This window comes from Streptococcus sp. SN-1, assembly GCF_041154385.1.
Classification (GTDB): domain Bacteria; phylum Bacillota; class Bacilli; order Lactobacillales; family Streptococcaceae; genus Streptococcus; species Streptococcus mitis_CT.
On sequence record NZ_AP028929.1, the window covers coordinates 1,734,782 to 1,759,354 of the forward strand.

General features: G+C 40.4%; 29 protein-coding genes. 3 read left to right on the forward strand and 26 right to left on the reverse strand.

All coding sequences use genetic code 11. The annotated features are described in order from the left end of the window. Nucleotides 1–78: 78 nt before the first annotated feature. The 15 genes from infB to ACAM22_RS07975 all read right to left on the reverse strand — a co-directional run bounded on the left by infB (nt 79) and on the right by ACAM22_RS07975 (nt 13,108). Nucleotides 79–2,880 carry a translation initiation factor IF-2 gene (gene infB, locus ACAM22_RS07905; RefSeq protein ID WP_261066356.1) on the reverse strand — a complete coding sequence of 934 codons (2,802 nt, stop codon included), beginning with the start codon at nt 2,878–2,880 and terminating at the stop codon, nt 79–81. Nucleotides 2,881–2,896: 16 nt separating this feature from the next. Then, entirely contained in the window at nt 2,897–3,196 is a 300-nt protein-coding gene (locus ACAM22_RS07910) for a YlxQ-related RNA-binding protein (RefSeq protein WP_001041390.1), read from the reverse strand. After that, nucleotides 3,189–3,482: an RNase P modulator RnpM gene (gene rnpM / locus ACAM22_RS07915; protein WP_125451476.1), complete on the reverse strand. Its 294-nt coding sequence runs from the start codon at nt 3,480–3,482 to the stop codon at nt 3,189–3,191. The genes ACAM22_RS07910 and rnpM overlap by 8 nt, the downstream gene beginning before the upstream one ends. 21 nt (nt 3,483–3,503) lie before the next feature. Then, nucleotides 3,504–4,640, reverse strand: coding sequence for a transcription termination factor NusA (gene nusA, locus ACAM22_RS07920; RefSeq protein WP_000032274.1), 1,137 nt, complete (start codon nt 4,638–4,640; stop codon nt 3,504–3,506). 43 nt (nt 4,641–4,683) lie between these two features. Then, nucleotides 4,684–5,163, reverse strand: coding sequence for a ribosome maturation factor RimP (rimP, locus tag ACAM22_RS07925; protein ID WP_261066355.1), 480 nt, complete (start codon nt 5,161–5,163; stop codon nt 4,684–4,686). Between the two features lie 125 nt (nt 5,164–5,288). Beyond that, nucleotides 5,289–5,924, reverse strand: a complete 636-nt coding sequence (gene trmB / locus ACAM22_RS07930) for a tRNA (guanosine(46)-N7)-methyltransferase TrmB (protein ID WP_001266094.1) — start codon at nt 5,922–5,924, stop codon at nt 5,289–5,291. Continuing rightward, complete coding sequence (gene ccrZ, locus ACAM22_RS07935; protein WP_000363005.1) at nt 5,921–6,715, reverse strand: cell cycle regulator CcrZ; 795 nt, start codon at nt 6,713–6,715, stop codon at nt 5,921–5,923. The genes trmB and ccrZ overlap by 4 nt, the downstream gene beginning before the upstream one ends. A 160-nt stretch (nt 6,716–6,875) precedes the next feature. Beyond that, the gene (locus tag ACAM22_RS07940) at nt 6,876–7,487 is read right to left on the reverse strand and encodes a lysostaphin resistance A-like protein (RefSeq protein WP_369606654.1); all 612 of its coding nucleotides are present in this window, start codon (nt 7,485–7,487) and stop codon (nt 6,876–6,878) included. Between the two features lie 30 nt (nt 7,488–7,517). Further along, nucleotides 7,518–7,766: an immunity protein BlpZ gene (blpZ, locus tag ACAM22_RS07945; RefSeq protein WP_049502002.1), complete on the reverse strand. Its 249-nt coding sequence runs from the start codon at nt 7,764–7,766 to the stop codon at nt 7,518–7,520. Between the two features lie 605 nt (nt 7,767–8,371). Continuing rightward, nucleotides 8,372–8,776 carry an immunity protein gene (locus tag ACAM22_RS07950; RefSeq protein ID WP_369606655.1) on the reverse strand — a complete coding sequence of 135 codons (405 nt, stop codon included), beginning with the start codon at nt 8,774–8,776 and terminating at the stop codon, nt 8,372–8,374. A gap of 442 nt (nt 8,777–9,218) precedes the next feature. Continuing rightward, nucleotides 9,219–9,338, reverse strand: coding sequence for a PncF family bacteriocin immunity protein (locus ACAM22_RS07955; protein WP_142760972.1), 120 nt, complete (start codon nt 9,336–9,338; stop codon nt 9,219–9,221). A gap of 291 nt (nt 9,339–9,629) precedes the next feature. Beyond that, nucleotides 9,630–9,986 carry a hypothetical protein gene (locus ACAM22_RS07960; RefSeq protein WP_078237973.1) on the reverse strand — a complete coding sequence of 119 codons (357 nt, stop codon included), beginning with the start codon at nt 9,984–9,986 and terminating at the stop codon, nt 9,630–9,632. A gap of 687 nt (nt 9,987–10,673) precedes the next feature. Beyond that, nucleotides 10,674–12,014, reverse strand: coding sequence for a sensor histidine kinase (locus tag ACAM22_RS07965; RefSeq protein WP_369606656.1), 1,341 nt, complete (start codon nt 12,012–12,014; stop codon nt 10,674–10,676). Between the two features lie 13 nt (nt 12,015–12,027). Further along, nucleotides 12,028–12,765, reverse strand: coding sequence for a response regulator transcription factor (locus tag ACAM22_RS07970; protein WP_261029340.1), 738 nt, complete (start codon nt 12,763–12,765; stop codon nt 12,028–12,030). A gap of 4 nt (nt 12,766–12,769) precedes the next feature. Next, a complete protein-coding gene (locus ACAM22_RS07975) occupies nt 12,770–13,108 on the reverse strand; it encodes a LytTR family DNA-binding domain-containing protein (RefSeq protein ID WP_153199232.1) in 339 nt (112 codons plus the stop codon). A gap of 382 nt (nt 13,109–13,490) precedes the next feature. Between ACAM22_RS07975 and ACAM22_RS07980 the strand changes: the two genes are divergently transcribed. Next, nucleotides 13,491–13,820 (forward strand): helicase BlpT, encoded by a 330-nt coding sequence (locus tag ACAM22_RS07980; RefSeq protein ID WP_084861873.1) that lies wholly within the window; start codon nt 13,491–13,493, stop codon nt 13,818–13,820. 61 nt (nt 13,821–13,881) lie between these two features. Here the strand turns inward: ACAM22_RS07980 and ACAM22_RS07985 are convergent, their stop codons facing one another. Both ACAM22_RS07985 and ACAM22_RS07990 read right to left on the reverse strand, forming a co-directional pair. Continuing rightward, on the reverse strand, nt 13,882–14,931 hold the full coding sequence (locus ACAM22_RS07985) for an ABC transporter permease (protein WP_369606657.1): 1,050 nt from the start codon (nt 14,929–14,931) through the stop codon (nt 13,882–13,884). Further along, on the reverse strand, nt 14,928–15,659 hold the full coding sequence (locus tag ACAM22_RS07990; protein ID WP_369606658.1) for an ABC transporter ATP-binding protein: 732 nt from the start codon (nt 15,657–15,659) through the stop codon (nt 14,928–14,930). Before ACAM22_RS07990 ends, ACAM22_RS07985 begins: the two co-directional genes overlap by 4 nt. 67 nt (nt 15,660–15,726) lie before the next feature. Here ACAM22_RS07990 and ACAM22_RS07995 point away from each other — a divergent pair, with 67 nt between their 5' ends. Together ACAM22_RS07995 and ACAM22_RS08000 are read left to right on the forward strand one after the other, a co-directional pair. Beyond that, entirely contained in the window at nt 15,727–16,137 is a 411-nt protein-coding gene (locus ACAM22_RS07995) for an HIT family protein (RefSeq protein ID WP_001278317.1), read from the forward strand. 9 nt (nt 16,138–16,146) lie between these two features. Continuing rightward, a complete protein-coding gene (locus tag ACAM22_RS08000; protein ID WP_084928138.1) occupies nt 16,147–16,434 on the forward strand; it encodes a hypothetical protein in 288 nt (95 codons plus the stop codon). A gap of 440 nt (nt 16,435–16,874) precedes the next feature. On the opposite strand, the gene dnaJ is transcribed toward ACAM22_RS08000, so the two are convergent. From dnaJ to ACAM22_RS08045, 9 genes are all read right to left on the reverse strand, one after another. Next, on the reverse strand, nt 16,875–17,984 hold the full coding sequence (dnaJ, locus tag ACAM22_RS08005; RefSeq protein ID WP_369606659.1) for a molecular chaperone DnaJ: 1,110 nt from the start codon (nt 17,982–17,984) through the stop codon (nt 16,875–16,877). Between the two features lie 198 nt (nt 17,985–18,182). Continuing rightward, nucleotides 18,183–18,815, reverse strand: coding sequence for a DJ-1/PfpI family protein (locus tag ACAM22_RS08010; RefSeq protein WP_369606660.1), 633 nt, complete (start codon nt 18,813–18,815; stop codon nt 18,183–18,185). Nucleotides 18,816–18,894: 79 nt separating this feature from the next. Next, nucleotides 18,895–19,296, reverse strand: coding sequence for a hypothetical protein (locus ACAM22_RS08015; protein ID WP_000114425.1), 402 nt, complete (start codon nt 19,294–19,296; stop codon nt 18,895–18,897). A 1-nt stretch (nt 19,297) separates the two neighbouring features. Then, nucleotides 19,298–21,121, reverse strand: coding sequence for a molecular chaperone DnaK (dnaK, locus tag ACAM22_RS08020; RefSeq protein ID WP_000034661.1), 1,824 nt, complete (start codon nt 21,119–21,121; stop codon nt 19,298–19,300). Nucleotides 21,122–21,363: 242 nt separating this feature from the next. Next, nucleotides 21,364–21,888 (reverse strand): nucleotide exchange factor GrpE, encoded by a 525-nt coding sequence (grpE, locus tag ACAM22_RS08025; RefSeq protein ID WP_000046038.1) that lies wholly within the window; start codon nt 21,886–21,888, stop codon nt 21,364–21,366. 26 nt (nt 21,889–21,914) lie between these two features. Then, complete coding sequence (gene hrcA, locus ACAM22_RS08030) at nt 21,915–22,949, reverse strand: heat-inducible transcriptional repressor HrcA (RefSeq protein ID WP_369607021.1); 1,035 nt, start codon at nt 22,947–22,949, stop codon at nt 21,915–21,917. Between the two features lie 160 nt (nt 22,950–23,109). Then, nucleotides 23,110–23,622 (reverse strand): DUF2812 domain-containing protein, encoded by a 513-nt coding sequence (locus tag ACAM22_RS08035; RefSeq protein ID WP_049550801.1) that lies wholly within the window; start codon nt 23,620–23,622, stop codon nt 23,110–23,112. A gap of 34 nt (nt 23,623–23,656) precedes the next feature. Next, nucleotides 23,657–24,232, reverse strand: a complete 576-nt coding sequence (locus ACAM22_RS08040) for a DUF2812 domain-containing protein (RefSeq protein WP_369607022.1) — start codon at nt 24,230–24,232, stop codon at nt 23,657–23,659. Next, complete coding sequence (locus ACAM22_RS08045) at nt 24,232–24,552, reverse strand: PadR family transcriptional regulator (protein ID WP_369606661.1); 321 nt, start codon at nt 24,550–24,552, stop codon at nt 24,232–24,234. Before ACAM22_RS08045 ends, ACAM22_RS08040 begins: the two co-directional genes overlap by 1 nt. Nucleotides 24,553–24,573: the final 21 nt, after the last annotated feature.

Sequence of the window (24,573 nt, forward strand, 5' to 3'; positions counted from 1 at the left end):
AGACCCTAGGCTCAAAAATAAGCAATGAAACCATCGGTTTGCTTGCGTCCCTCACCACCTAAGAAAGGAGCAAAAATCTTATCTCTTGATTTCTTCCATGACATAGGCCTCAATCACATCATCAGTCTTGATATCATTGTAGCCATCGATCATCAAACCACCTTCACGACCGTTAGTAACTTCTTTGACGTCGTCTTTGTAGTGTTTCAAGCTTGCGAGTTCGCCGTCATAGATAACGACACCATCACGGATAACACGGACTTTAGAGTCACGAGTAACCTTACCGTTGATAACCATGAATCCACCGATAGTTCCCACTTTAGACACCTTGAAGGTTTCACGGATAACTGCTTCACCGATAACTTTTTCTTCAAATTCTGGATCAAGCATCCCCTTCATGGCTTCTTCCATCTCTTCGATAACCTTGTAGATAATGCTGTGGAGACGAATTTCTACATCATCAGCTTCTGCTTGTTGACGAGCTTGTGGTGTAGGGCGTACGTTGAAACCAACGATGAAGGCATTTGAAGCTTCGGCAAGAGTTACGTCAGATTCATTGATCGCACCGACCGCTGAGTGAACGATGGTAACTTTGACACCTTCCACGTCGATCTTTTGAAGTGAGGCAGAAAGGGCTTCAACAGAACCTTGTACGTCAGCCTTTATGATAACGTTAACGGACTTGAGTTCACCAGCTTTAAGGGTATCAAAGAGGTTTTCAAGGCTAACACGTTGGGTAGCTTGACGTTGTTTCATGAGGGCACGTTTGGCACGCTCTTCACCTGCTGCACGCGCAGATTTTTCATCTTCGTAGACAGCAAAGTGGTCACCCGCCATTGGCGCTTCGTTCAAACCTGTGATAGAAACTGGTGTTGATGGTCCAGCCACCTTGACACGACGACCAAGGTCATTGGTCATGGCACGGACACGACCGAAGGTATTTCCGACAACGATTGGGTCTTGAACATTCAAGGTACCTTGTTGAACAAGAAGGGTTGCGACCGCACCTTTTCCTTTATCCAGGCGAGCTTCGATAACTGTACCGATCGCACGAACTGTTGGGTCTGCCTTGAGTTCTTGGATTTCAGCCACAAGAAGGACTGTTTCCAACAATTCTTCGATGTTTTGGTTGAATTTAGCCGAGATTTCAACAAATTCAGAATCTCCACCCCAAGCAGTTGACATAACACCATGCTCTGCCAATTCACCGATAACGCGTTCTGGGTTGGCACCTGGTTTATCAATCTTGTTAATGGCTACAATAATTGGAACGTTGGCTGCTTTTGAGTGGTTAATGGCTTCGATAGTCTGAGGCATAACCCCGTCATCTGCCGCTACGACCAAGATCGTAATATCGGTAACAGAAGCACCACGCGCACGCATAGAGGTAAAGGCCGCGTGTCCTGGTGTATCAAGGAAGGTAATCTTCTTACCATTTTCCACGATTTGGTAGGCACCGATATGCTGAGTGATACCACCTGCTTCACCTGTCGCAACACGAGAGTTACGAAGGGTATCTAGGAGTGTTGTTTTACCGTGGTCAACGTGTCCCATGATAGTTACAACTGGTGGACGCTCAACCAATTCATCTTCATTGAGATAACCATCTTCGACAAAGAAACGTTCGATATCGGCATTATCAACTTCAACTTTTTGTTTGGCTTCGATACCATAATCCACCATGAGGAGTTCAATTGTTTCCCCATCCAAAGATTGGTTTTGTGTGGCCATGACACCCATCATGAAAAGTTTCTTAACGATTTCAGCTGGTTCACGTTTGATACGTTTTGCGATTTCCGCAACGGTCATACCATCTGTATATTCAAATTCTGTTGGCAATTCATGGAATTTACGCTCCGTAACAGGTTTTGGAGTCTGATTGCGGTTGTTCTTGTTATTGCCTTTTTTGTTCTTTTTGTTATTATTCCAGTTACTATTCTTTTGATTTCTCACTTGATTTTGACTACTTCGATTCTTTTGTTGTTTTCTAGGACCATCTTCTTCGTGATCATAATCGTCACGATTTTTGTCTGGTCGAGCTTGTTTTTTACGACGTGTATCCACTGCAGGTTCTGTTTTCTCAGGGACGACTTCAACCACTGCTTGAACTTGCTGTTCTTGTTGCGCTTGTTCAGCTAACTTAGCCACTTCTTCAAATATTTCCTCTGGCTCCTTGCGTTTGTTAGCTTGGGCCAAGGCTTCTTTGGCAGCCTGAGTCTGCTTGAAACGTTCCTCACTTGAACGTGCGTACTCTGCATTTTGTTCTGCTTTTAGGGCTGCTGCACGGGCTTTAAAGTCAACACGTGGAGCCGCTGAATTTGGACGTTTGTCCTCTTGTTGACGGCGCTCATTACCACGATTTTGCTGGCCTTGCTGTTTCTTAGCTTGGTCGTTAAAACGGCGATTGTCGCGGTTTCCTTGACCTTGTTTTCCACCATTACGGCCGTCGTTTTTCTGACGGTTGCCATTTTGTTGTTGGTCACGGTTATTGCCCTTATTTTGCTTGCGTCGTTCTGCCTGCTCTTTGGCACGAGCTTCACGCTCAGCCTTGAAATTACGGCTTTGCGGTTTAGCTGCTACTTTTTCTGTTTTAGGAGCGACTGGCTCAGCAGGTTTTGCCTCTTCCTTGGCTACAGCTGGTTTAGCTGGCTCAGATTTCTCGGCTTTCTTTTCTGCACTTGCTTTTGGTGCTACAGGTTTTGCTTCTGCTTTCGGAGCAGCTGCAGGTTTAAAGCTGGCAGCGATTTTTGCAGCGACAGCTTCTTCCACACTTGATGAGTGGCTTTTCACATCCAAGCCCAACTCTTTTGCACGCGCTACAACTTCTTTACTTTCTTTTCCAAGTTCTTTTGCGATTTCGTACAATCTTTTCTTAGACAAATCATGTCCTCCTCTTCTATTCCATAAGAGACCTCATTTTCTTTGTAAATCCAGCATCTGTCACAGCCAAAACCTTTCTAGATTTTCCGACTGCTATGCTTAATTCCAGTGTTGAAAACACGGTTACAATTTCTACTTGATAATAATGACTTTTATCTTGAATCTTCTTGGTCAGATTGGGTCCAGCATCATGAGCTAGAAAGACCAACTTGGCCTTGCCGTCTTGAATGGCCTTGACCACCAATTCTTCACCCGATATGATACGCCCTGCTCGTTGAGCAAGTCCCAAGAGATTGCTTATCTTTTGCTTATTCAAGTCCTAACTCTCTTCTTTTCACTTTGTGATCCACATAAGCGATCAACTCGTCATAAAAGCTTTCTTCCACTTCCATGCTAAAGCTGCGGTTAAAGACTTTCTTCTTTTTAGCCTCTAGGGCTTCTTTATTGTCTAGCTTGATATAAGCGCCGCGGCCATTGGCCTTGCCTGTCGGATCGATAAAGACTTGCCCTTCCTTGTTCTTGACAATGCGGAGCAAATCACGCTTATCAATCACTTCGTTAGACACAACAGACTTGCGCAAAGGGATTTTTCTTGTTTTCATCTTTCCCTCCTCTAGCAGCTTTTATTCTTCTACAGTATCGTTTTCTGCTTCCAAATCTACCGAACCAGCTTCTTCCATGGCTTCAAATTCACTAGCAGACTTGATATCGATACGGTAACCAGTCAAGTGAGCCGCCAAGCGAACGTTTTGCCCACGACGACCGATAGCAAGAGAAAGCTTGTTATCAGGAACAACCACCAAGGCACGTTTGCTGTCGTTTTCATCAAAGATAACTTGGTCGACCTCAGCAGGAGCGATGGCATTGTAGATAAATTCAGCTGGATCTGCTACCCACTCGATAACGTCGATATTTTCTTCGATTGGCACCATACGATCATTTTTAGCATCGTAACGAGCTGGGTGGAATTTGCTAGTGATTTTCTTGATGTTAGCACCACCACGTCCAACGATTGTACCAATAGCGTCCACGTTTGGATTGTGGCTACGAACGGCAACCTTAGTACGGTCACCAGCTTCACGAGCCACGCTCATGATTTCAACAGTTCCATCATAAACTTCTGGAATTTCTTGCTCCATCAAGCGTTTGATCATTTCTGGATGGCTACGGCTAACAAAGACATTCACACCGCGAGGGTTGTCTTCAACCTTGTAGACATACACTTCGATACGATCATGAGAAGCAAAAACTTCTCCAGGAATTTGGTCTTGTTTTGACAATTGGGCTTCAATGCTACCAAGGTTGACATAGATAAAGCGGTTGTCAAAGCGTTCTACAGTACCAGACATGATTTCTTGTTCATGCTCTTTGTAAGTGTTATAGGTAATGGCACGTGTTTGCTTGCGCATTTTTTCCATGATGGTTTGTTTGGCAGATTGGGCTGCTACACGACCAAACTCAGCAGGTGCTTCTTCAAACTTAATCTTGTCACCAAGTTCATAGGCTGAATTAATGGCAAGAGCATCTTTTAAGCTGATTTCCAAACGGCTATCAAATACTTCATCAACCACTTCACGGACAGTATAAACTGTAAAGTCACCTGTTTTTTCGTTGAAATCAATAGCTACACTGTCTGATTGACCATAGCGTCTGCGATAAGCGGAACGAAGCGACTCTACTACTGCGTCGATGATGTCTTCTTTTTTGATTCCCTTGTCTTCTTCCAAAATGCGGAAGGCCTCTAGCATTTCTTTACTCATGTTTTCTTCACTTTTGAATCCTCAAAAGCTATCCTTTCTTTTTCTATAATTTTACTGCTAAACGTGCTTTTGATACTAAACTGTATGGAATTTGGACAGTTTTCTTACGCGTCTTGTCCATATATTCCATAGTCAACTCGTCCTCTTCGAAGGCCAACAGAGTTCCTTCAAAGACCTTTTGCTTATCGATGGCTTGGTAGAGCCCGACATGGATGTATTTCCCAACCGCTCCAGCTACGGCATCCTTGGTTTTCAAAGGACGTTCCAAGCCTGGACTGGTGATTTCTAGGAAATATTGTTCTGGGAAGGGATCTGGCTTGATGGTGTCTAGGACAGGACTGATAATTTCTGTCAAGTCTGCCGTGTCGTTCAAGGTAATTCCTTCAGGTTTATCTACAAAAATACTGAGAATCATGTCACTGCCAATCTTTCCATACTCGATATCCACGAGTTCGAAAGGCGCTTCTATGACAGGTTCTATAACTTCTCTGACTAATTCTACGATTGTTGCGATTGCGTCCACCTCCTCATAAGCAAGAGGCGAAGATATTTCCCCGCCTCACTTTTCATATTCTTACTCTTAGTATAGCACGTTTCCCAACTTATGTAAAGCAAAAGCACTTATACAGCCTGATTGCAGGCTATTTCTTAAAATTCTGCCTCAACTCGGTAGATAACTTGCCCCTTGTTGGAGAATTTTTGTTCATATTCTGTCATGACATTGCCTTCAAAATCACTGGCATGTAAATCAAGCCAGACACCATTGAGCTTCATGCCATACTGAGAAAAACTCACTAGGCTGTACTCAAACAAGCCACGGTTATCCGTTTTGAAATGAATTTCTCCATTTTCAGGCAAGATACGCTTGAAGGTATCCAAGAAGGTCTTGTAGGTCAAACGACGCTTTTCATGGCGTTTTTTAGGCCATGGATCTGAAAAGTTCAGATACAAGCGATCAATCTCACCGTCTTCAAAGTAGTCAGTCAAGTCAGAACCATCTACCCACAAGAGCTTAATGTTAGGCACTCCAACTTCAAGCACCTTGTCCAAAGCGTAGCTCAAAACAGACTTTTGAATATCAATCCCGATATAGTTGATGTCAGGATTTTGTTTGGCCATACCTGAAACAAAGGCACCCTTTCCACTTCCAACTTCCACATGAATGGGATTATCATTGCCAAACAAGTCCCGCCATTTTCCCTTGGCTTCCAAGGGATTGAGGACCACATACTGGGGATTTGCCTCTAGTAATTCTGTCGCCCCTTTACGATTTCTAACTCTCATCTTCTCTTTCCATACTTGTCTCGGAAGTGACGCAGGCCATGAATCTCCCGATTGACATTTTCTAAATCTTGGTTCATATAATACTTGGAAATCTGGCTCAAATAGGACAATTGACCGTACCAATACAATTTATTTAATACCGTTTGATTGTACTTGTAACCGTAGTAAGTCAACCATTCCTTCCACTGATGTTCTGGAATATAATGGCAGAGCATGTGAGCCACGTCAAACATGCGGTCGGTCAAACGAACCGAATCCCAATCTACCAAATAAATCAAGCCACTGTCTGTCTCAATCCAATTACTATGTCGTACATCTCCATGGACAATGGTCGCATAGTCCTCTCTAAATCCTGGAATAGTCTGACGTAAATCAGCCATCACTTCACTGATAAAATGATTTTTACGCAAAGCATCTGGAGCCGTTTCTTGCCAAGACTGTAGTAAGTCTACAGGTGTTTCCATGGCATAGCCCAACCGACTCAACTGTGTCATCAACGGACGTGAGCGATGTAGGCGGGTTAAAATATTGACGATTTGCTTACGATTCATATCATAGGGGGTCAATATCTTGCCTGTCAACCATTCTTGAGCACACATATCACGCCCATCTGCCAAACGGCGACTCCATAATAATTGCGGAGCAATTTGTTCTCTAGCTAGACCAGGTAGGATTGGAGAGGTGTTCATTTTTACAAAGATGCGCTTCCCATCAGGATAGCTACCCATATAAGCCTTACCACTTTTCCCAGGTATGGGAGTCAGTGTTAGCTCATTATCACCCAAATCCATTTCTTTCCTCCGTATAAAGTTTCCTTACTATTCTACTAGTTTTTGGCCTATTCGTCAACCGCTCCACGCCCGATTCTCAAAGAAAAGCCTCTGGGGTGGCTTGGGTATCATTATAGAAAGAAAAAGGTAAGCACCGTCTTCTACTTACCTTTCATAATTTTTATAAATAATATAAGAGTGGCCAAGCATTGTAAAACATGTGAACTAGAGTAGAAACCCATAGGTTTTGGCTCTTTTTATAAGCAAAGCCCAGTAACAAGCCCCCAAGTAGATAAAAAATAAACGAAGGGACATTAGAAGGTCCATGCATAAAAGAAAAGAGAGAGGAAGTCAGTACAATCCCTAACCAAGAATTGTCAAAAACCGCACCTTGAAGAAGTCCTCTGAAAATGAGTTCCTCCTGGATGGGTCCAAAAACTGAGGAAGTCAAAATCAAAGACAGGGAAATTCCTCTGCTGACTTCCGCCAAGTGTTGAACTCCTGCGCCAGAAGAAACAGCGAAGAAATGAATATAAACTAGCGTCTCAACCACACTTAGAAGAAAGATTGCAATGAAAAGCAAAAGGTCTTTCTTGCTTAACATCCCAAAAGAAATCATTTCAAACTTTCTAGCATAAGCAACACTCAGCGAGGTTACAAGAAGACTTACAATAATCAATTCATATTCATTTTGAAAAAAATCCCCATGGTTAATCGTATAAGGAACTGTAATGACGATTAGTAGTACTAAAAATCCAAAGCACAAAGCATGAAATTTATCAAAAAACTTCATAAAATTATCCTCCTCAACAAACAAACTTCCCTACAAGTCATCCTTGAGCTCTAGTCTTTCCAAAACAAACCATTTGAGTAACCAAAATCCGACCACATAGCCAGCCCCTAAGAATATAGCCATTAAAGCTAGCATGGAATTTAGGGAATTAAAGACCACCGCAGATACAAAGGTTAGCACAAAAACATTAAAGGCAATGGTGTCAGAAGCCAAGACTAGAATATAAGGTGTCAACCAGTCTAAGGTTTTGGAATCTAGGAAAAATAAGTGTTTATACATGATGACCTCCTCTTGTCAGACTCTAGACTAGTCCAATATTAAGAAGAAATCTCTTCCCCTACTTTTTATAATACTTCAAGCCCCAAATGAGTAGAAGTATGATGATCAAGCAGAGAATAGCGCCAATATAGGCAATTAGTTGTTGATAGAATTCTCCTGCTGTGATACCCCTATACAAACAAATAATAGACATAAAGCCTGTCAAACCGATATACATGAGTTGATTGGTTTTAGGACTAACCAAATCATCATTTACGTATATTTAAGAGTATCTCTTTTATGTTAATGTATGTTAGCACTGAAAAACAAAATAAACCAATAATATTTAAAATGAACATTAATTGGGTTAAGTTTCTAAAAAAATTATCCACTGACACTACAAGAAATACTATACATATTATAGTCGAAACTATCTTTTTCTTATCCATAATTATTTACTCCTTTCCTAGCAAATCCATCTTATCAATCAAGAGCGATTTTTAACAGAATGTAGCAGCACCCGTTGCAACTTTGACAATTTCAGTATAGCACTATTTGTTAAAGTTTTTCATCCAAATCTTAAATTGTCATCGAGACATCTTGAATTGCAAAAACTGCATTAGCCTCTACTTTTTATAATACTTCAAGCCCCAAATGAGCAAAAGCATGATAAGCAGGCAGAGAATAGCGCCAATATAAGCGATTAGTTGTTGATAGGATTCTCCTGCTGTGATCCCTCTATACAAACAAATAATAGACATAAAGCCTGTTAAGCCGATATACATGAGTTGATTGGTTCTAGGACTAACCAAATCATCATCTTCAAACTCTCTTATCCTCATTTCCCTAGTGAGGTAAACAGTGACCAAAATAGAAGCCAAGTTAATAACCACTAAAAGAAATTGGAAAACCAATGAAAAATTTAAAAACTGACGAGATAGAAATAGATAAGTAGAGATAAGCAAGGGCAACTGACCTAAGAACAATCTCGCAAGGAAGATGTTTCGTTTTTTAGCAAGAAACGTTTTCATTTCTTTGCTCCTTTCTTTTTAGTTAAAGCAAAATAGATCACAACCGCAATCATATAGGCTATGGTATAAAATAGATGATACCAAGCACTCTCCCTAAGCGGATATAGAAAGATGGACATGATCAAATACAAGATGAAAATGACAAATATTTTTTTCTTCATAAAATTTCCTCCTGAATCTTTGTTGAGCAAGAACCTTTACACTGCCAGTATAGCACTCATTTTGACCTTGGATTACTCAAATCATAAATGGTCATCAAAACCTCTTGAATTGTTAAAAAATTTAAAAAGCAAGCATGAAAAACATACTTGCCCTTTACACCATATTGATACCAACTTAATTTGTAGATTTTTTATCCTGCTATCACATATCATTTTGACAGGCGAAACAATATTAAAGAAACTCCCCTGTAGATTAAACTAGCGATAAAAAATCTTTTTATCTAATTAGATCTATCTTTATTCTTCTTTGGAGATTTTAAAAATTTTTCCCTAATTAAATAAGTAATAAAAGAAACAAACATACCAACAACAAAAGCAATAAGAAAACTTTTGAAATCCATAATTACCTCCAAGTACAGCTCCTCTACATACAGGCTCAATCCTTTAAGCAAGCATAATAGCCAATTGTAACATTGTTGTTGCATTCACGAGGAATACCTCTTTTTACTTTCGTCCTATTACAACCTTAATAAGGTTAGTATACTACTATTTTTTAAAATTTTCCATCCAAATAACAAATGGTCATCAAAACCTCTTGAATTGTTAAAAAATTTAAAAAGCAAGCATGAAAAACATACTTGCCCTGGGGGAACTTGACAATGTGAAAATACAAAATAGAAAACTACTCACCCTCACTTCCGTATGTTCTCATATATTCTCATAATCGCAACAAGGATAGCAGCTGTCCCACTTGCCAAAGCGATAAGGGTAATGATAATGTTGAGGATTTCAGGCGTACTCCCTATTCTGTTGATAAGACGGAGTAGGGATATAACTGTCAACTGAATCAGGAGTATTGATTCTACTCTTACCATTGAAGTAAGTCTGTTTTCAACTGCATATAAAAAGGCTGGTAGCATAACACAGGCTATAGCAATCACAAACAGATTGCCCCCCGTTTCTTCTCCCTTGTTCACCACGGAAATCATGAGAAGATTTGATGCTATGATCAACGTAGAGCAGATGATAAAAAAGGATTTCTTATTCATTTATGATACCTCACATACTATAGTATTTTGTTTCGAACCCAAGAAATATTCTTCAAACTATTGCAACACCATCTCGCCGTAAAGCAGTACTGTCTATAACTAGTTTCCTAGTTTTCTTCAAATACTGATTTTTTATTGAAGACAAGAATGGTAAGCTCATTAACCATTATAGCAAAAAATAATGATAACATATATTATTTTTCGGTTTATGAATGATATTCGTTATTTTGGTAAGGAGAAAGTTCTTTGTTCAATTCAAGATGTTTCAATAACCATTCAAGATTTGGATGAAATTTTTTTAAAAACAGTGCTATACTAAACTTGTCACATTTGTAATACGGCAAAAATCTATATTCGGAGGCAAGTAATCATGAAGAGTAAGATTTATTATATATCCAATATTTTTTATGGAATATTACTATTTTCTATTGGATTAACATCAAAAGTATTTATTTTTAGCAGTTTAATGTCTATAACTTTAATAACTCTATCTATAATAGGATTATTAAAAACTAAAAATAAAAAGTAGATATAGCAGAATTAGATTTCAAAAGTTAGAAACCTCTCCCGATAGTTGATGATAGAGAAAATTATTTCATACAAGCAATTTACTGTAACTCAAAACTAATTTGATTAACTATTCAACCATACAGACCGAGAAACAAGAACTCTCGGTCTTATTTTTTATCATTCTGCATGTACCACAGTAAGTACCTGACGAAAGACTTGATTTTGGCAGGTAGTATTTAGACTGGTATTGGGATGGCTTTCCACAATTTTCACGACGGTATAGAGACCAACTCCTCTCTCCTCCCCTTTAGAACTAACTCCAAAGGAGAAGATTTCAGAAATATCGATGCCCTCTTCTTTGATGGAGTTTTCGATAATAAAGGTCTCCTGTGCTCCATTTTTTAAAAAGGCGATTGAAACATGAGGTTGACTGGCCTCTACACTAGCTTCAATAGCATTGTCACAAAGGATAGACACAATGGTTAGAAAGTCAAGCAGGCTCATCCCCTCGACCTGAATCTCCTCAGGAACTTCGACATTAAAGATAATCTTCTTATCTCTGGCTTTTAGAAACTTTCCTGCTAGGAGACTTTTGAGGGCTTTATCACGAATATTCACTAATCGGCCCAGGTCATATTTATTGTCCTGCAATTTTTCACTAGAATCCTTTAAGACCGAATCGTAGACCTCTTTTATCTGCTCCATATCCTCCTCTTCAATGCCCAGACGTAAACTGGTCAAAAGGTTGGTGTAGTCATGGCGAAAGCTCCGTACTTCCTTGTAAAGTTCCTCTATATGTCGACTATAGCGCTCCATATCTCTATAGCGCAGGACCTGCTCTTGGTCCAGTCTCTCACGGAGTTTGTCCTTCCAATAGGTATCCAATTTCTTGATAATCCCCATAAAAAAGAGCAGGTAAAAGACTAGGATGAGATGGCGAACAGTCGTTGATTGAATACCTTGTTCATATTCAAGGTAAGATAGAGTTTGTATCACCAAATAGTAAGCCCCCATTATCCAGTTAATTTTAGTCAGGGACTTTTGAAAAGCTTTATCTAGAATCTCCCTTCTCAAGTTAGTGAAATCATAGTCTAACCATTTCAAAAAGGCTAGAGAAATGAAGAAATTGAAAATTATTATACACAACCAAATCAAAGAGTAATCATCATGTACTTGCCCTTGTCCCAAAAATGGAAGCACAAAATAAGAAAGACCTCTATAAAAGAGATTCACCAATATCATTGGAAAGAGACCATAAAAGAAGAGAAGTTTTTTAGGAAGCCCTCTTAACAGTAAGAAAGACAAGCCTATACCGTACAAGGGTTCCATAAAATAAAATAGGAAACTATCTCCTACCATATAGCCAATCATTAAAAAAACAAAGGCCAACAGTATCTTAAAAAGAAAGGCTTTAAAAATCCTCTCAAAAGTGAGACCAATTCCATCCACCTTAAAGAAAATGACAATTTCTAGTCCATGAGTAACAAGTGTATGCAATAATATCCAAGCAATATTCATAAACTCTCCTAGCTTAGTGTAAGTTATTGATAGCCTCAGACACTTCCCTGACCTTATAACGCGCGATTAGACAGCTTCCACCATTGGGAAAGAAAAGGAGTTTTTCTTTCTTATCCAAATGCACCACATTTGCAGGATTGATGAGAAAAGAGCGGTGGCAATGCAAGAGACGGGGTTCCTGCTTAAAAACCTCCTCTAAACTCGCCGTAAATTCCAGCCTGTCTGTCTTGGTATAGAGAATAACACGATGGGCTCTAGGCGACGTTTCAAGATAGTAAACCTCTTTAAAAGGATACTGGAATTGGGCAAATTTTGATTTAAAGTAAAAGCAATCTTCAGCTAGACTTTTACTGTCTTGACCATTGGCATAGAGGAGGGCTGTTTCGATCCGAGATTCAAACTCCTCTGCTGAAAGAGCCTTATCAATGTAGTCCAGAGCAGACACTTGGTAGCGAAAGGACAGGGGCATAAACTCCGAGTGAGTCGTCACAAAGACAATCAGGGCATAGGGGTCTCGATCCCGAATCTTTCTAGCCACCTCTAGACCCTTCATCTCCTCATTTCGAATCTCAATGTCCAAAAAGAATAGCTGATGCGCCCCCTTCTCATGCACCTCTGCCAGCAGTTGGTCTGGCTTGCCAAAGATCTCAAAAGAGCTGGGAGTGATATGATGTTCTTTCAAAAGTTTCTCAATGGTCGTTTCAATTCTAGCCTGTTGGGAAAAATCATCTTCTAAAACAAATATTCTCATCTTCTTACTCTCCTTCTTTCAACCATTTTTGACGAATTTCTCTATAGCGACGTCTGGAATACTTGACAGCGTATTGACCTTCTTCTCCGAGAAAAAGGATTCTTTCTTGAAAATCAATCGATTTTACTTTATCAAGATTGACCAAACAATTTCGATGACATCTCATCAAGGTTTCCCCATATTGGTTCTCAAGATTACTTAAATTTTGAACCATATTAAAACTAGCCTCTTCTGTAACAATCTGTACGGTATGGGCTTTAGTTGGATGTGTTTGGATATAGTAGATATCGTCGACGTTTACTTTATAGACTGTTTTCTGTGTCTGAATAATCATATGTTTCATTGGATTCTCCTCCTAATACTCTTCGAAAGTCAAATTCAAACCACGTCAGCTTCACCTTGCCGTACTCAAGTACAGCCTGCGGCTAGCTTCCTAGTTTGCTCTTTGATTTTCATTGAGTATAAGAAAAGAATAACAGAAAAAGCTTAACACAAGTCCACCCAATCCTAAACAGTCTTTGAAAACTCCTAAAAGGACTATTTTTCTACAACATCATGATGAGCTTACAACTATTTTATCATAAAATCTTAACAGTACCATTCAGGAAATTTCAATGACAATTAAAGATTTGAAGGCGAAAAAGGAAATAAAAGTGATAAACTGACAGTATCAAAATACAATTGCTAGAAGTAAGACTGGCACCCAGATTAAAGGAGGAATTCTCATGACAGATGCAGACCCTATCAAAAGAGCTCAGACTTTGATTACTGACTTAAACAAAGCCTATCAAGCATGCAAACAGGCAACCGCTGACGACGTCCGCTTTCAGGAGCAATTAAACTCTATTCTTGGCTTTCTAGCCAAGGCTGAAACAGTGGATAATCGAGTCTTGATTGAACTGGAAAAATTTTACCAGACTTCCAGTCTTCTCATGGGACTCAGCGCTCTTGATCCAGATGCTCCAACTCGCGCCGCTTGGCGGGCCTATGACCGCTTCCACTTTGACCAAGTCAAGACCAAGTTGAGTCTCTACGGACCAACCATTATCTTGTAGAAAATAAAAGAAGCTGAGACAAACTGAACTCAACTTCTTTTTTAGTGTCATATAGGCAATGTTAGTCCTGCATCTGACGTTTGACCTGATAAGGCAAATACAAGACTAGTAAAACCAAACCAGCTCCCAGTAAGGCTAGAAGGGCTCGTTTTTCTTGGAAGGTAATCAACCCAACAACTAATTCCACTACTAAGACCAAACTGGTCAATCCTCGGACTACAGTCTGTAAGCCTTTTTCCTTTTGCCCCTTGTCCAGTGGAAAAAGTTGAGTCAAATACTGGTAGTCAAAGGCGTGATAGAGGGCCAGCAACTGAAAGAGCAAGAGGTAGTTAAACAGCACTACCACTGCTGTCGCAATCCAAGATTGCTCGATAAAGACCTGCGCCAGCAATGAAAGTAAGAGCAGACGGAGACTGAGGGCAAAGAGATCTCCATTTCGCAGATAAGAACGCAGATAGAGATTTTGCCAAATCTTTCCAGGCACCTTCTGGACAGCCTTTAGGATAAAGTCCAGATAGGCACGACGTTTGACGCTGTTTGAAATTCCCTTGACCTGCGTAAAGAGAGCAAAGAAACGAAGCAAGACTTGCTTACGCTTGCTTTCTTGGGAAATGACATAGTCCCAATCCAGTCCAGTTTCCGTGAAAAATTTACTAGCCTTTTGACGAAAGAGGAAATATTTACCTACTCCCAATAAAAGCACATAGACCAGAAAAACAGGCAAGCCATAGCCCATTGCTAAAAATAAGGGCGCAAATAACAGCAAGAAAAGAGTCTGGACAAAGAGCCAAAAGACTAGGGAAATGCCAGTTTGACGCTTAAGATGGAGTTTGATTTCCTCTTCTCCGACTAAGAGAAAGAGCTTGTCTGGAGCCTCCATATAGGTGGCAATTCCACCCCAGAGAAAAAGTAAAACAGAGGTGATTCCTACAAACAAAAGGATAGACCAATGATTTTCAGGAAAATGTTGCAAGAGTTGACTGTATTGGTAGGCTAGAAAGCCCAACAAGACAAGCAGGAATAAGACAAAGTGGTCATTGAGAACATAACGCAGATAACCGACACACTCCTTACGAAAAGCCTGCTTTCTCCTTAAAAACAAGTCTTTCATAGGTCCCCCTCTTTGGTCAGAGCCAAGTAAATATCATTCAAACTAGCCTCAGGCATATTAAAGGCTTCACGCAGTTGCAGGAGATTCCCCTTGGCACGCACCTCTCCCTTGTGAAGAATGACAAAGGCATCACACATCTTCTCCGCAGAGTCCAGCACGTGGGTACTCATGAGAATGGACTTGCCCTTTTGCTTTTCCACTTCCAAAAGCTGAATCAAGTCAGAAATAGCCAGCGGATCAAGACCAAGGAAAGGCTCATCCACGATAAAGAGACTCGGATCCACCACAAAAGCACAGATAATCATGACCTTCTGCTTCATCCCTTTTGAAAAATGAACAGGGAACCAGTCCAATTTCTGGTCCAGACGGAACATTTTTAACAAAGGTTCCACTCGCTCAAAAGCCACTTTTTGCTCAATACCATAAGCCATGGCAACCGTTTCGATATGCTCTCTGAGGGTCAATTCCTCATACAGACTAGGCGTCTCAGGAATGTAGCCAATTTGCTTGCGATAGTTCGTTACATCTTCTTGCAGGGTCAAGCCATTGATATTGATGGAACCACTATAAGGCGTCAACAGACCAATAATCTCATTGATTGTCGTTGATTTCCCAGCACCGTTGAGACCAATCAAACCGACCAACTGCCCACTTTCAACAGTAAAGGACACATCTTTCAAGACAGGGACATGGACATAGCCACCTGTCAGGTTTTTAATTTCTAACATATTTTCTCCAAATCTGGTATAATGTAGCTATATTATATCAAAATTCAATACAGTAGAGGTAGATTTTATGTCAGATTGCATTTTTTGTAAAATCATCGCAGGGGAAATTCCTGCTTCAAAAGTATATGAAGATGAGCAGGTTCTTGCCTTTCTTGATATCTCTCAAGTGACACCAGGACACACCTTAGTCGTGCCAAAGGAACACTATCGCAATCTTTTGGAGATGGACGCTACTAGCGCTAGCCAACTCTTTGCCCAAGTACCAAAAGTAGCTCAAAAAGTCATGAAAGCTACCAAGGCTGCTGGTATGAATATCATTGCTAACTGTGAAGAAATCGCAGGGCAAACCGTCTTTCATACCCACGTTCACCTCGTACCTCGCTACAGTGCGGACGATGACCTCAAGATTGATTTTATCGCCCACGAACCAGACTTTGACAAACTTGCTCAAGTCGCTGAAACCATCAAAAACGCCTAAGGAGTTGCCATGAAATTATCCAATCTACTGCTATTTGCAGGAGCTGCAGCCGGAAGTTATCTGGTCACAAAAAATCGCCAAACCATCACAGATGAAGTCTTGAATACCACTGACCGCGTTCAAGCTATCAAGGATGATGTAGATATTATCCAAAACAGCCTACAAATCATTGACCAGCAAAAAGAACTCATCAAGGAATATCAAGAAGACCTAACTTACAAGTTTAAGGTCTTGGAAAAAGATATCCAGACTAGACTAGCTGTTATCAAAGAAACACAGGAAATGGAAGATAAGTAAAAAGAGCCAATTGGCTCTTTTTAGTTTATAGATTTTTTAAGACTTTCCTTAAGTAATGACGGACGGTAGCGACCTTCTTCGAAGTTCCATACCTAAACTTTGAGCCTAGGTCTCAAAGTTTCCGAACACCTGAAATCAAACGGTTTCAGGTGTTTTCATTACGGCGGAAAGTCTGAGAAAGTATTTGATTTATACTCAATGAAAATCAAAGAGCAAACTAGGAAACTATCCGCAGGTTGCTCAAAACACTGTTTTGAGGTTGTAGATAAGACTGACGAAGTCAGTCACATATATACGGCAAGGTGACGTTGACGCGGTTTGAAGAGATTTTCGAAGAGTATTAGTTATGAAATGGTGAATGCGTTGTCTAAATTGTGGTGTATAATTGACGGGATATGGCTTGTTTACACTTAAAAAAGAGCCCATCGGCTCTTTTTAGTTTATTCTCCATCAAAGGCATCTTTTATATGGTCAAAGAAGCCTTTTTTCTTTGGATTGACTTTCAAGTCACCTGCCACTGCAAATTCTTTCAAGGCTGCTTTTTGGCGGTCGTTCAAACCTGTCGGTGTTACGACATTAACTGTAACGTATTGGTCACCAACTGCACCACCACGAAGGCTCGGAGCTCCCTTGCCACGTAGACGGAATTTCTTACCAGTCTGAGTTCCCTCTGGGATAACCAATTCAACATCACCGTGAACCGTTGGGATATCAACTGTATCACCAAGAGCTGCTTGGACAAAGTTGAGGTTGAGATTGTAGAAGATAGTGGTTCCTTCACGTTCAAACTTGTCGCTGGCTTCCACAGAAACCACTACATACAAGTCACCATAAGGTCCACCGTTAAATCCAGCTTCACCTTGACCAGCTAGGCGAATTTGTTGACCAGTTTCCACACCAGCAGGAATTTTGACATGTACGCTATGCGCTTGTTTTTCATGCCCTGTTCCGTGACATGTTGTACATGGATCTTTGATTTCTTTTCCGCGACCGTGACAGACATCACAGGTTACTTGGCGACGCATCATACCAAGCGGAGTCTGCGTATCGACGTTAATGACACCAGCACCATGACAGCGTCCACAAGTGACTGGACTTGTTCCTGGCTTAGCACCAGAACCATTACATGTACTACAGCTTGCTTCACGATTGTATTTAACCTCTTTTTCAGCTCCAAAAATAGCTTCTTCAAAGGTCAAATTCACACGGTATTGGAGGTCATCCCCCTGACGAGGAGCGTTTGGATTGCGCGAAGCACCACCACCGCCAAAGAAACTTGAGAAGATGTCCTCAAAACCACCGAAGCCACCTGCACCACCAAAGCCACCGTTGGCTCCAGCAGCACCGTATTGGTCATAGGCAGCACGTTTTTGGTCGTCACTCAAAGTCTCATAAGCTTCCTGAACTTCCTTGTACTTTTCCTCAGCACCAGGCTCCTTATTGATATCTGGGTGATATTTTTTCGAAAGCTTACGATAAGCCTTTTTGATCTCGTCTGCCGAAGCGTTTTTTGACACCCCCAGACGATCATAAAATTCAGTATTGTTCATACAAGATACCAAGACCGTAAAATTCGACTGAAAAATAGGAAATCTGACGCTGGAGCGATGCTCCTAGGCAGATTTATCTTTTTTCCGAGAATTTAGGTCGGGTTCAATTCCTTTCTTTTATATTGAGTAATAAATTTGGGAACCCGTGTTCAATTCCCTGAACACCTTTGTTCCTTTCTATAATTTTCATGTAAATCTTTAGAGGCTGTTTTCTATACTCTGCTTCACTTGATTAAACTCTTCATCTGATAGAGTAAATATCAAATCCTCTTCAGCATACTCGTTCTGTTCTTTAAAATAGTTATCCGTATTCTCTGCCAACCCTAAACCGAAAATCACTTTTCTTGCAAACTCTTGATGTGCAAAACCGATAGCCGTAATGATTTGTTTATCTTGGACAAGAACTTTCGGTTGGAAATTCTCACGTGGAAGAAATTCAAAATAGTCAAAGAAGTTTTGCCAAATTCCACCTGTAAATTTCGTGTTGTTCAACAAGCCTGCTTTCGCCAATAAAAGGGGCGCTGAAGAAATGGCTGCAATTAGGATATCTTGCTCATTAAGACTTCTCAAAAACGAGATCAATTTCTCATCTTGTAGAGCAGGACCTATATTTACCACTCCTGGCAAAATCACACAAGAATAATCTTCTATACGGATCTGATCCAATGTTTTCGTCGGTTGACAGGACAAACCATCCTCAGAGACCACCATCGAATTCTCAGAAGCGACATAATCAATCGTGATATCAAAAGACAGAGCTAAAGTACTCGTTAAAGTGGTTATCTCATAAAGAGAAAAATTAGGATAAATGATACAAAGTACTTTTTTCATACGCAACATCCTCTATTTTATCGAAAAACAGAGGCTGGGTTGCAACCTCTGTGGATGAGTGAAGTAACTTAAATCAAATTTATTTTGATTTTAAATATCCAATAAGCACACAAACATTTATATATTTTTGTCTCTTCTTAGTATTGGCTATAAAATTCCAATAGATTAGAAGGAAAACACAGACAACCCAAACCATGCCAATTATAAACGATATTATAAATTCTGGTTTTTGTATGGTTGCTGATACTAGTGCTGATACTAGCGCTGACAACAATACTGAAGTAACAAAATTCCTTACCGCCTCATCATTTTTAACACAACTTTCATGCTCAGCTAAAATAATTGCTTTATACCTAGCCAAATACACTACTGGAATATTATCTATAAAATCTTTTGCAGATTCATAACTATCAGCTTTATTACAAAAATCATTATAAACTTTTCGTGTATTTTTTAGATACTCTTCATCCAATACACTCATCTTACTTCTCCGTAAACTCTCCGTCTACGACGTCATCGCCTGCGTTTCCTGTTGCTTGCGCCCCTTCTGCTCCTGCTTGAGCTTGTTGCGCTGCTGCAGCTTGTTCGTAGAGTTTAACAGCAAGGCCTTGAGCTTTTTCGTTCAATGCTTCAAGTTTTGCTTTCATGTCGTCCAAGTTATTGTCTTCTTGCGCTTTCTTAAGGTCATCAAGGGCAGCTTGGGCAGCGTCACGTTCTGCGTCGAAGCCTTTGCCTTCAGTTTCCTTGATTGTCTTTTCAGTCGCAAAGATTGCTTGGTCTACTTCGTTACGAAGGTCAACTTCTTCCTTACGTTTCTTATCTGCTTCAGCGTTTGCTTCTGCATCTTTCATCATGCGGTCGATTTCTTCGTCAGTCAAACCTGAGTTTGATTGGATCACAATAGTTTGTTCTTTTTGAGTTCCAAGGTCTTTGGCCTTAACAGACACGATACCGTTCTTGTCGATATCAAATGTTACTTCGATTTGTGGGATACCACGAGGTGCAGCTGGGATATCTGTCAATTGGAAGCGTCCAAGAGTCTTGTTATCTGCTGCCATTGGGCGTTCACCTTGAAGAACGTGGATATCAACGGCTGGTTGGTTGTCTGCTGCTGTTGAGAAGACTTGTGATTTAGATGTTGGAATTGTTGTGTTGCGGTCGATAAGTTTTGTGAAGACACCACCCATTGTTTCGATACCAAGTGACAATGGTGTTACATCAAGAAGGACAACGTCTTTAACATCACCAGTAATGACACCACCTTGGATAGCAGCACCCATGGCAACAACTTCATCAGGGTTTACTGATTTGTTTGGTTCTTTACCAGTTTCAGCTTTAACAGCTTCTACAACGGCTGGGATACGAGTTGAACCACCAACAAGGATAACTTCGTCGATTTCTGACAAGCTTAAACCAGCATCTGAAAGGGCTTGGCGAACTGGAACTTTTGTACGTTCAACAAGGTCACGAGTCAAATCGTCAAATTTCGCACGAGTCAAGGTCATTTCCAAGTGAAGAGGTCCAGCCTCACCTGCAGTGATAAACGGCAAGCTGATTTGTGTTGAAGTCACACCAGAAAGGTCTTTCTTCGCTTTTTCAGCTGCATCTTTCAAACGTTGCATTGCCATCTTGTCAGTAGACAAGTCAATGCCGTTTTCTTTCTTGAATTCTGCTACCAAGTGGTCGATGATTTTTTGGTCAAAGTCGTCACCACCAAGTTTGTTGTCCCCTGCAGTTGACAATACGTCGAAGACACCGTCACCCAATTCAAGGATAGATACGTCGAATGTACCACCACCAAGGTCAAATACCAAGATTTTTTCTTCTTTGTCTGTCTTGTCCAAACCGTAAGCAAGAGCTGCTGCAGTTGGTTCGTTGACGATACGTTCTACTTCAAGACCAGCGATTTTACCAGCGTCTTTAGTTGCTTGACGTTGAGCATCGTTGAAGTAAGCTGGAACTGTGATAACTGCTTTGGTTACTTTCTCACCAAGGTAGTCTTCAGCATAACCTTTCAAGTATTGAAGAATCATAGCTGAGATTTCTTGTGGAGTGTATTCTTTTCCATTAGCAGAAACTTTTTCAGAAGTTCCCATTTTAGATTTGATAGAGATGACTGTATCTGGGTTTGTGACTGCTTGACGTTTTGCAGCGTCACCAACGATGATTTCTCCGTTCTTGAATGATACTACAGATGGAGTTGTGCGGTTTCCTTCTGGGTTTGCGATGATTTTGCTTTCAGTTCCTTCAAGAACTGCAACTGCTGAGTTTGTTGTACCTAAGTCAATACCGATAATTTTAGACATGTGTTTTTCTCCTTAAATTTTATATTCTATTTTTCTTTTTGATACTCTTCTTAAGTGGCGACGCCGTCAGAGCTTGACTTCGTCAATCTCTTTGACTAAACTTTGAGCCTAAAGTCTCAAAGTTTGCGCTAATAACGCCACGGCGAAGAGTATCGTCTTTGGTTCGCTTTGCTCACTATTACAAAGCTGAACTACTTTTTTATCTTTCTTTCATAGTTTATTGTCGTTTCGGACAAGTTAGCCTAATTGTACACCACTACCATTGCTGGGCGCAGGATGCGGTCATGGAGTTTGTAGCCTTTTTGGAATACTTGGGCGATGGTATCTGCTGGGTGTTCATCGTCTGCTGGGAGAGTTTGGATAGCCATATGGTAGTTATGGTCAAATTCGCCGTCAGCTGCGATTTCTTCGATTCCTTCTTCTTTCAAAGCGTGAATCAAGCTTTCTTGCACCATCTCCAATCCTTTTTTAACGTCGTCTGTCAAACCTTCAACTGCTAGTGCACGCTCAAGGTTGTCGAGCGATGGTAAGATTGCTTTTGCCAAGTCCTGGCTACGATAACGTTGCAAGTTTTGACGCTCTTCATTGGCACGGCGTTGGATATTTTGCATTTCTGCATGAGCACGAAGGTATTTGTTTTCGAACTCATCTGCACGTTCATTTGCCAAGTCCAACTCAGACTTCTCAGGAGTTGTTTCTTCTACCGTTTCCACAACTTCCTCTTCTTGAACTTCTTCTACTTCTTCATTTTTTATATCTTGGGCCATTTTCGCCTCCTTTAATGATTTCAATCTTAATGTACTTCGTAATGATTACTGCTGAGGTAGCGGTAAAAATCTGTCAACTTCATGGTCAAAACACGGTTGACCACATTGACTTGGTTGATTAGCTGCTGGTAATCCAGATTGACTGGACCGATAATGGCTAGAATTCCAACTCCCCGATAAGGAATGAGGAACTTGCTACTAATCACTGCTAGGTCTGCTAGACAGGACTCTTGACTGTCCGCAACACGGACATTTTGCATCTGATCTTCATGCAGACCCTCACGAATCTCCAAGGCCACCTTTTGCGGTTGGTCAAAGAACTGATAGGCTGCTAGATTGGCAAAATTCAAGAGATTGACCTTACCCGCCACCACAATGTTTTCGTTGAACATTTCCTTAAAGATATGTTCAAAGAGATCGATAACATTATCCGTTGTTGTGAAATAACGCTGGATAATCTGCGGAATCTCCGTCCGAATCTTGTAGTGAATATCTAGAACGGTGTGACCGAGGAAACGTTCTTGAATGATTGCCTTCAGTTTCAGCAAATCTTCCTGCAAGAAGTTCCTTGGAATCAGAAACTGACTGGTAACCGTTCGCGATTCGTCTAGGGTAAATACTGCCAAGGCTGTATGTTGACCTAAAACCACGATATCAAAGGCTGTCAACCGTTGTCTGCTCGGCTCAACGTCCAGTGCCACTACCGTACAGCCACTCAAGTCTGTCAGTAGATTAGCAGCCTCTTGCAGAATATCCTCCAATTTGAAGAATTCCTGATCAAAGGTTTTGACAATCTCATATACCTCATTTTCAGCTAATCGGTCAAAATCCAGTGAGTGTTTAACATAGTACTGAAAACCAGCAACACTTGGCATGCGACCGCTTGAAGTATGAGCCTTCTCAAGTAACCCTTGCTTTTCTAAAGCCGCCATGTCATTACGAATAGTTGCACTGCTAGAGTTAATAGACTCTTGCAAGGCTTTGGATCCGACAGGTTCGTGCGTTTTGGTAAAGATGTCAATAATCAGATTTAAAATATCCTGCTGACGCTCTGTAACCATCTCATCACTCCTCTCTGTCTGATCCATTAGCACTCGATACGTTCAAGTGCTAACTCATGATTCTATTATACACCCTTAAAAGAGAATGTCAAGACAAAAACTCAAAAAATTAGCACTCTTTCATCAAGAGTGCTAAAAATCAGTCTGAAGACCTAGAGCTTTACCTTCCAGCTACTCGGTATTTCTTTTTAAGTCTGAAATAACCATAGATTAGATAAGAAATCAGAAAAGCATATAAAAGAAAAACTATAAAGAAAGACATAGAAAGCTCTTCTTTAAATAAACTCATACAAACAACAAGACCACCCGAGAAAGTAGCTGTACATGAACAAAGTCTAGACCGCATAACTTCCCACCTGAGCTCCTTACTCATATAAACTCGTTCCTCTGAAAGTATATCAGAAGCTGGTTTACGAAGAATCGAACAAAAATCTCTTTCTATCAATTCCCAACCGCTATTTCTAAAATCTTGCAGTTCACGCTTATGCTTTTTAAGAAATCTAGAATCATAGATACGGTAGATGACATCATCAGGTTGACATTGTTCAAAATAGAAAAAACCAAAACTATTCGTTCTATATCTCCAGCCTTTCAAATGCATCTCATGTAAATATTCTTCCTTCTTGTCCAAATCAAGAATAGTGAAGATCCGAAATTGCTTTTTATTGATCATGACTTCCCCTCCAATTTTGAGCATACCTACCCTATCATAAATCTGATAATTCCTTCTTTTTATGCCATAACTTCCAGCTAATATAGGCAACTATTAACAAGAGGATTAAAGACAAGAAAATATCTAGCCCAACCACAAGAAATTTCCATAGATCAAACCTATTACTCCTATCGAGCAACATAAATAGTAATGGTATATGTATGGCTAGCAAAAGTAAAACAGGTACTAGTCGCAGTCTTAAAATGCGATTAACCATATCCAACTTGTTAGTAGCATCGTTATAAATTTCAAACTCTGCAGCCGATTCAACTTCAGAATGCGCTTTTCTAAAATAGGAAAAACTATTAAAGTCTGTAATATGCTCCCAACCACAGTCTTTAAATAGTTGTAAATAGGAGGCTCTCTCTGATTTTTCCATTGGGTAAAAATCCAACTGATAAGACACTTGCTCAGGCTGACACTTTTCAAAGGTATACTTAACTGCAAACAATAAGATAGAGTAGCTTACTTCCCTAAGTTTCCATCCCTTAGCATGCATTTCTCTAAAGTATAGAGCCTCCCTCTCATAATCCGCAATGGTAGCAATTCTATAAACAACCTTCTTTTCCATCATCCTTCCTCCCGACTGTTTCTATAGAGCCGTTCAATACGTTTCAATTCAATCTCTAAGACTTTGCGTCCCAAGTCTGTGATCTGATAGATTTTACGCTTCTCCTCTTCTCGGACAAAGGAAATCAAACCATCCTTTTCCATTTTTGACAAGGTTCCATACATGGTTCCAGGACTAATCGATACTTGCGAATCTGTCATCTCCTTGACCTTTTGCGTAATACTATAACCATGACGCTCCTTTTGCAAACAGAACAAGATATAAAAACCCGTTTCTGTCATTGGAAGATAAACTCGACGAATCTTATCCGTCAATTCCATTTGCATTCACCTCCTATCAAG

Coding starts and splice junctions, on each gene's coding strand:
- rnpM (WP_125451476.1), bottom strand. CDS start 3,482: ATGAAAACAAGAAAAATCCCTTTGCGCAAGTCTGTTGTGTCTAACGAA.
- nusA (WP_000032274.1), bottom strand. CDS start 4,640: ATGAGTAAAGAAATGCTAGAGGCCTTCCGCATTTTGGAAGAAGACAAG.
- trmB (WP_001266094.1), bottom strand. CDS start 5,924: ATGAGAGTTAGAAATCGTAAAGGGGCGACAGAATTACTAGAGGCAAAT.
- ccrZ (WP_000363005.1), bottom strand. CDS start 6,715: ATGGATTTGGGTGATAATGAGCTAACACTGACTCCCATACCTGGGAAA.
- ACAM22_RS07940 (WP_369606654.1), bottom strand. CDS start 7,487: ATGAAGTTTTTTGATAAATTTCATGCTTTGTGCTTTGGATTTTTAGTA.
- blpZ (WP_049502002.1), bottom strand. CDS start 7,766: ATGTATAAACACTTATTTTTCCTAGATTCCAAAACCTTAGACTGGTTG.
- ACAM22_RS07950 (WP_369606655.1), bottom strand. CDS start 8,776: ATGAAAACGTTTCTTGCTAAAAAACGAAACATCTTCCTTGCGAGATTG.
- ACAM22_RS07955 (WP_142760972.1), bottom strand. CDS start 9,338: ATGGATTTCAAAAGTTTTCTTATTGCTTTTGTTGTTGGTATGTTTGTT.
- ACAM22_RS07960 (WP_078237973.1), bottom strand. CDS start 9,986: ATGAATAAGAAATCCTTTTTTATCATCTGCTCTACGTTGATCATAGCA.
- ACAM22_RS07965 (WP_369606656.1), bottom strand. CDS start 12,014: ATGAATATTGCTTGGATATTATTGCATACACTTGTTACTCATGGACTA.
- ACAM22_RS07970 (WP_261029340.1), bottom strand. CDS start 12,765: ATGAGAATATTTGTTTTAGAAGATGATTTTTCCCAACAGGCTAGAATT.
- ACAM22_RS07975 (WP_153199232.1), bottom strand. CDS start 13,108: ATGAAACATATGATTATTCAGACACAGAAAACAGTCTATAAAGTAAAC.
- ACAM22_RS07980 (WP_084861873.1), top strand. CDS start 13,491: ATGACAGATGCAGACCCTATCAAAAGAGCTCAGACTTTGATTACTGAC.
- ACAM22_RS07985 (WP_369606657.1), bottom strand. CDS start 14,931: ATGAAAGACTTGTTTTTAAGGAGAAAGCAGGCTTTTCGTAAGGAGTGT.
- ACAM22_RS07990 (WP_369606658.1), bottom strand. CDS start 15,659: ATGTTAGAAATTAAAAACCTGACAGGTGGCTATGTCCATGTCCCTGTC.
- ACAM22_RS07995 (WP_001278317.1), top strand. CDS start 15,727: ATGTCAGATTGCATTTTTTGTAAAATCATCGCAGGGGAAATTCCTGCT.
- ACAM22_RS08000 (WP_084928138.1), top strand. CDS start 16,147: ATGAAATTATCCAATCTACTGCTATTTGCAGGAGCTGCAGCCGGAAGT.
- dnaJ (WP_369606659.1), bottom strand. CDS start 17,984: ATGAACAATACTGAATTTTATGATCGTCTGGGGGTGTCAAAAAACGCT.
- ACAM22_RS08010 (WP_369606660.1), bottom strand. CDS start 18,815: ATGAAAAAAGTACTTTGTATCATTTATCCTAATTTTTCTCTTTATGAG.
- ACAM22_RS08015 (WP_000114425.1), bottom strand. CDS start 19,296: ATGAGTGTATTGGATGAAGAGTATCTAAAAAATACACGAAAAGTTTAT.
- dnaK (WP_000034661.1), bottom strand. CDS start 21,121: ATGTCTAAAATTATCGGTATTGACTTAGGTACAACAAACTCAGCAGTT.
- grpE (WP_000046038.1), bottom strand. CDS start 21,888: ATGGCCCAAGATATAAAAAATGAAGAAGTAGAAGAAGTTCAAGAAGAG.
- hrcA (WP_369607021.1), bottom strand. CDS start 22,949: ATGGTTACAGAGCGTCAGCAGGATATTTTAAATCTGATTATTGACATC.
- ACAM22_RS08035 (WP_049550801.1), bottom strand. CDS start 23,622: ATGATCAATAAAAAGCAATTTCGGATCTTCACTATTCTTGATTTGGAC.
- ACAM22_RS08040 (WP_369607022.1), bottom strand. CDS start 24,232: ATGGAAAAGAAGGTTGTTTATAGAATTGCTACCATTGCGGATTATGAG.
- ACAM22_RS08045 (WP_369606661.1), bottom strand. CDS start 24,552: ATGGAATTGACGGATAAGATTCGTCGAGTTTATCTTCCAATGACAGAA.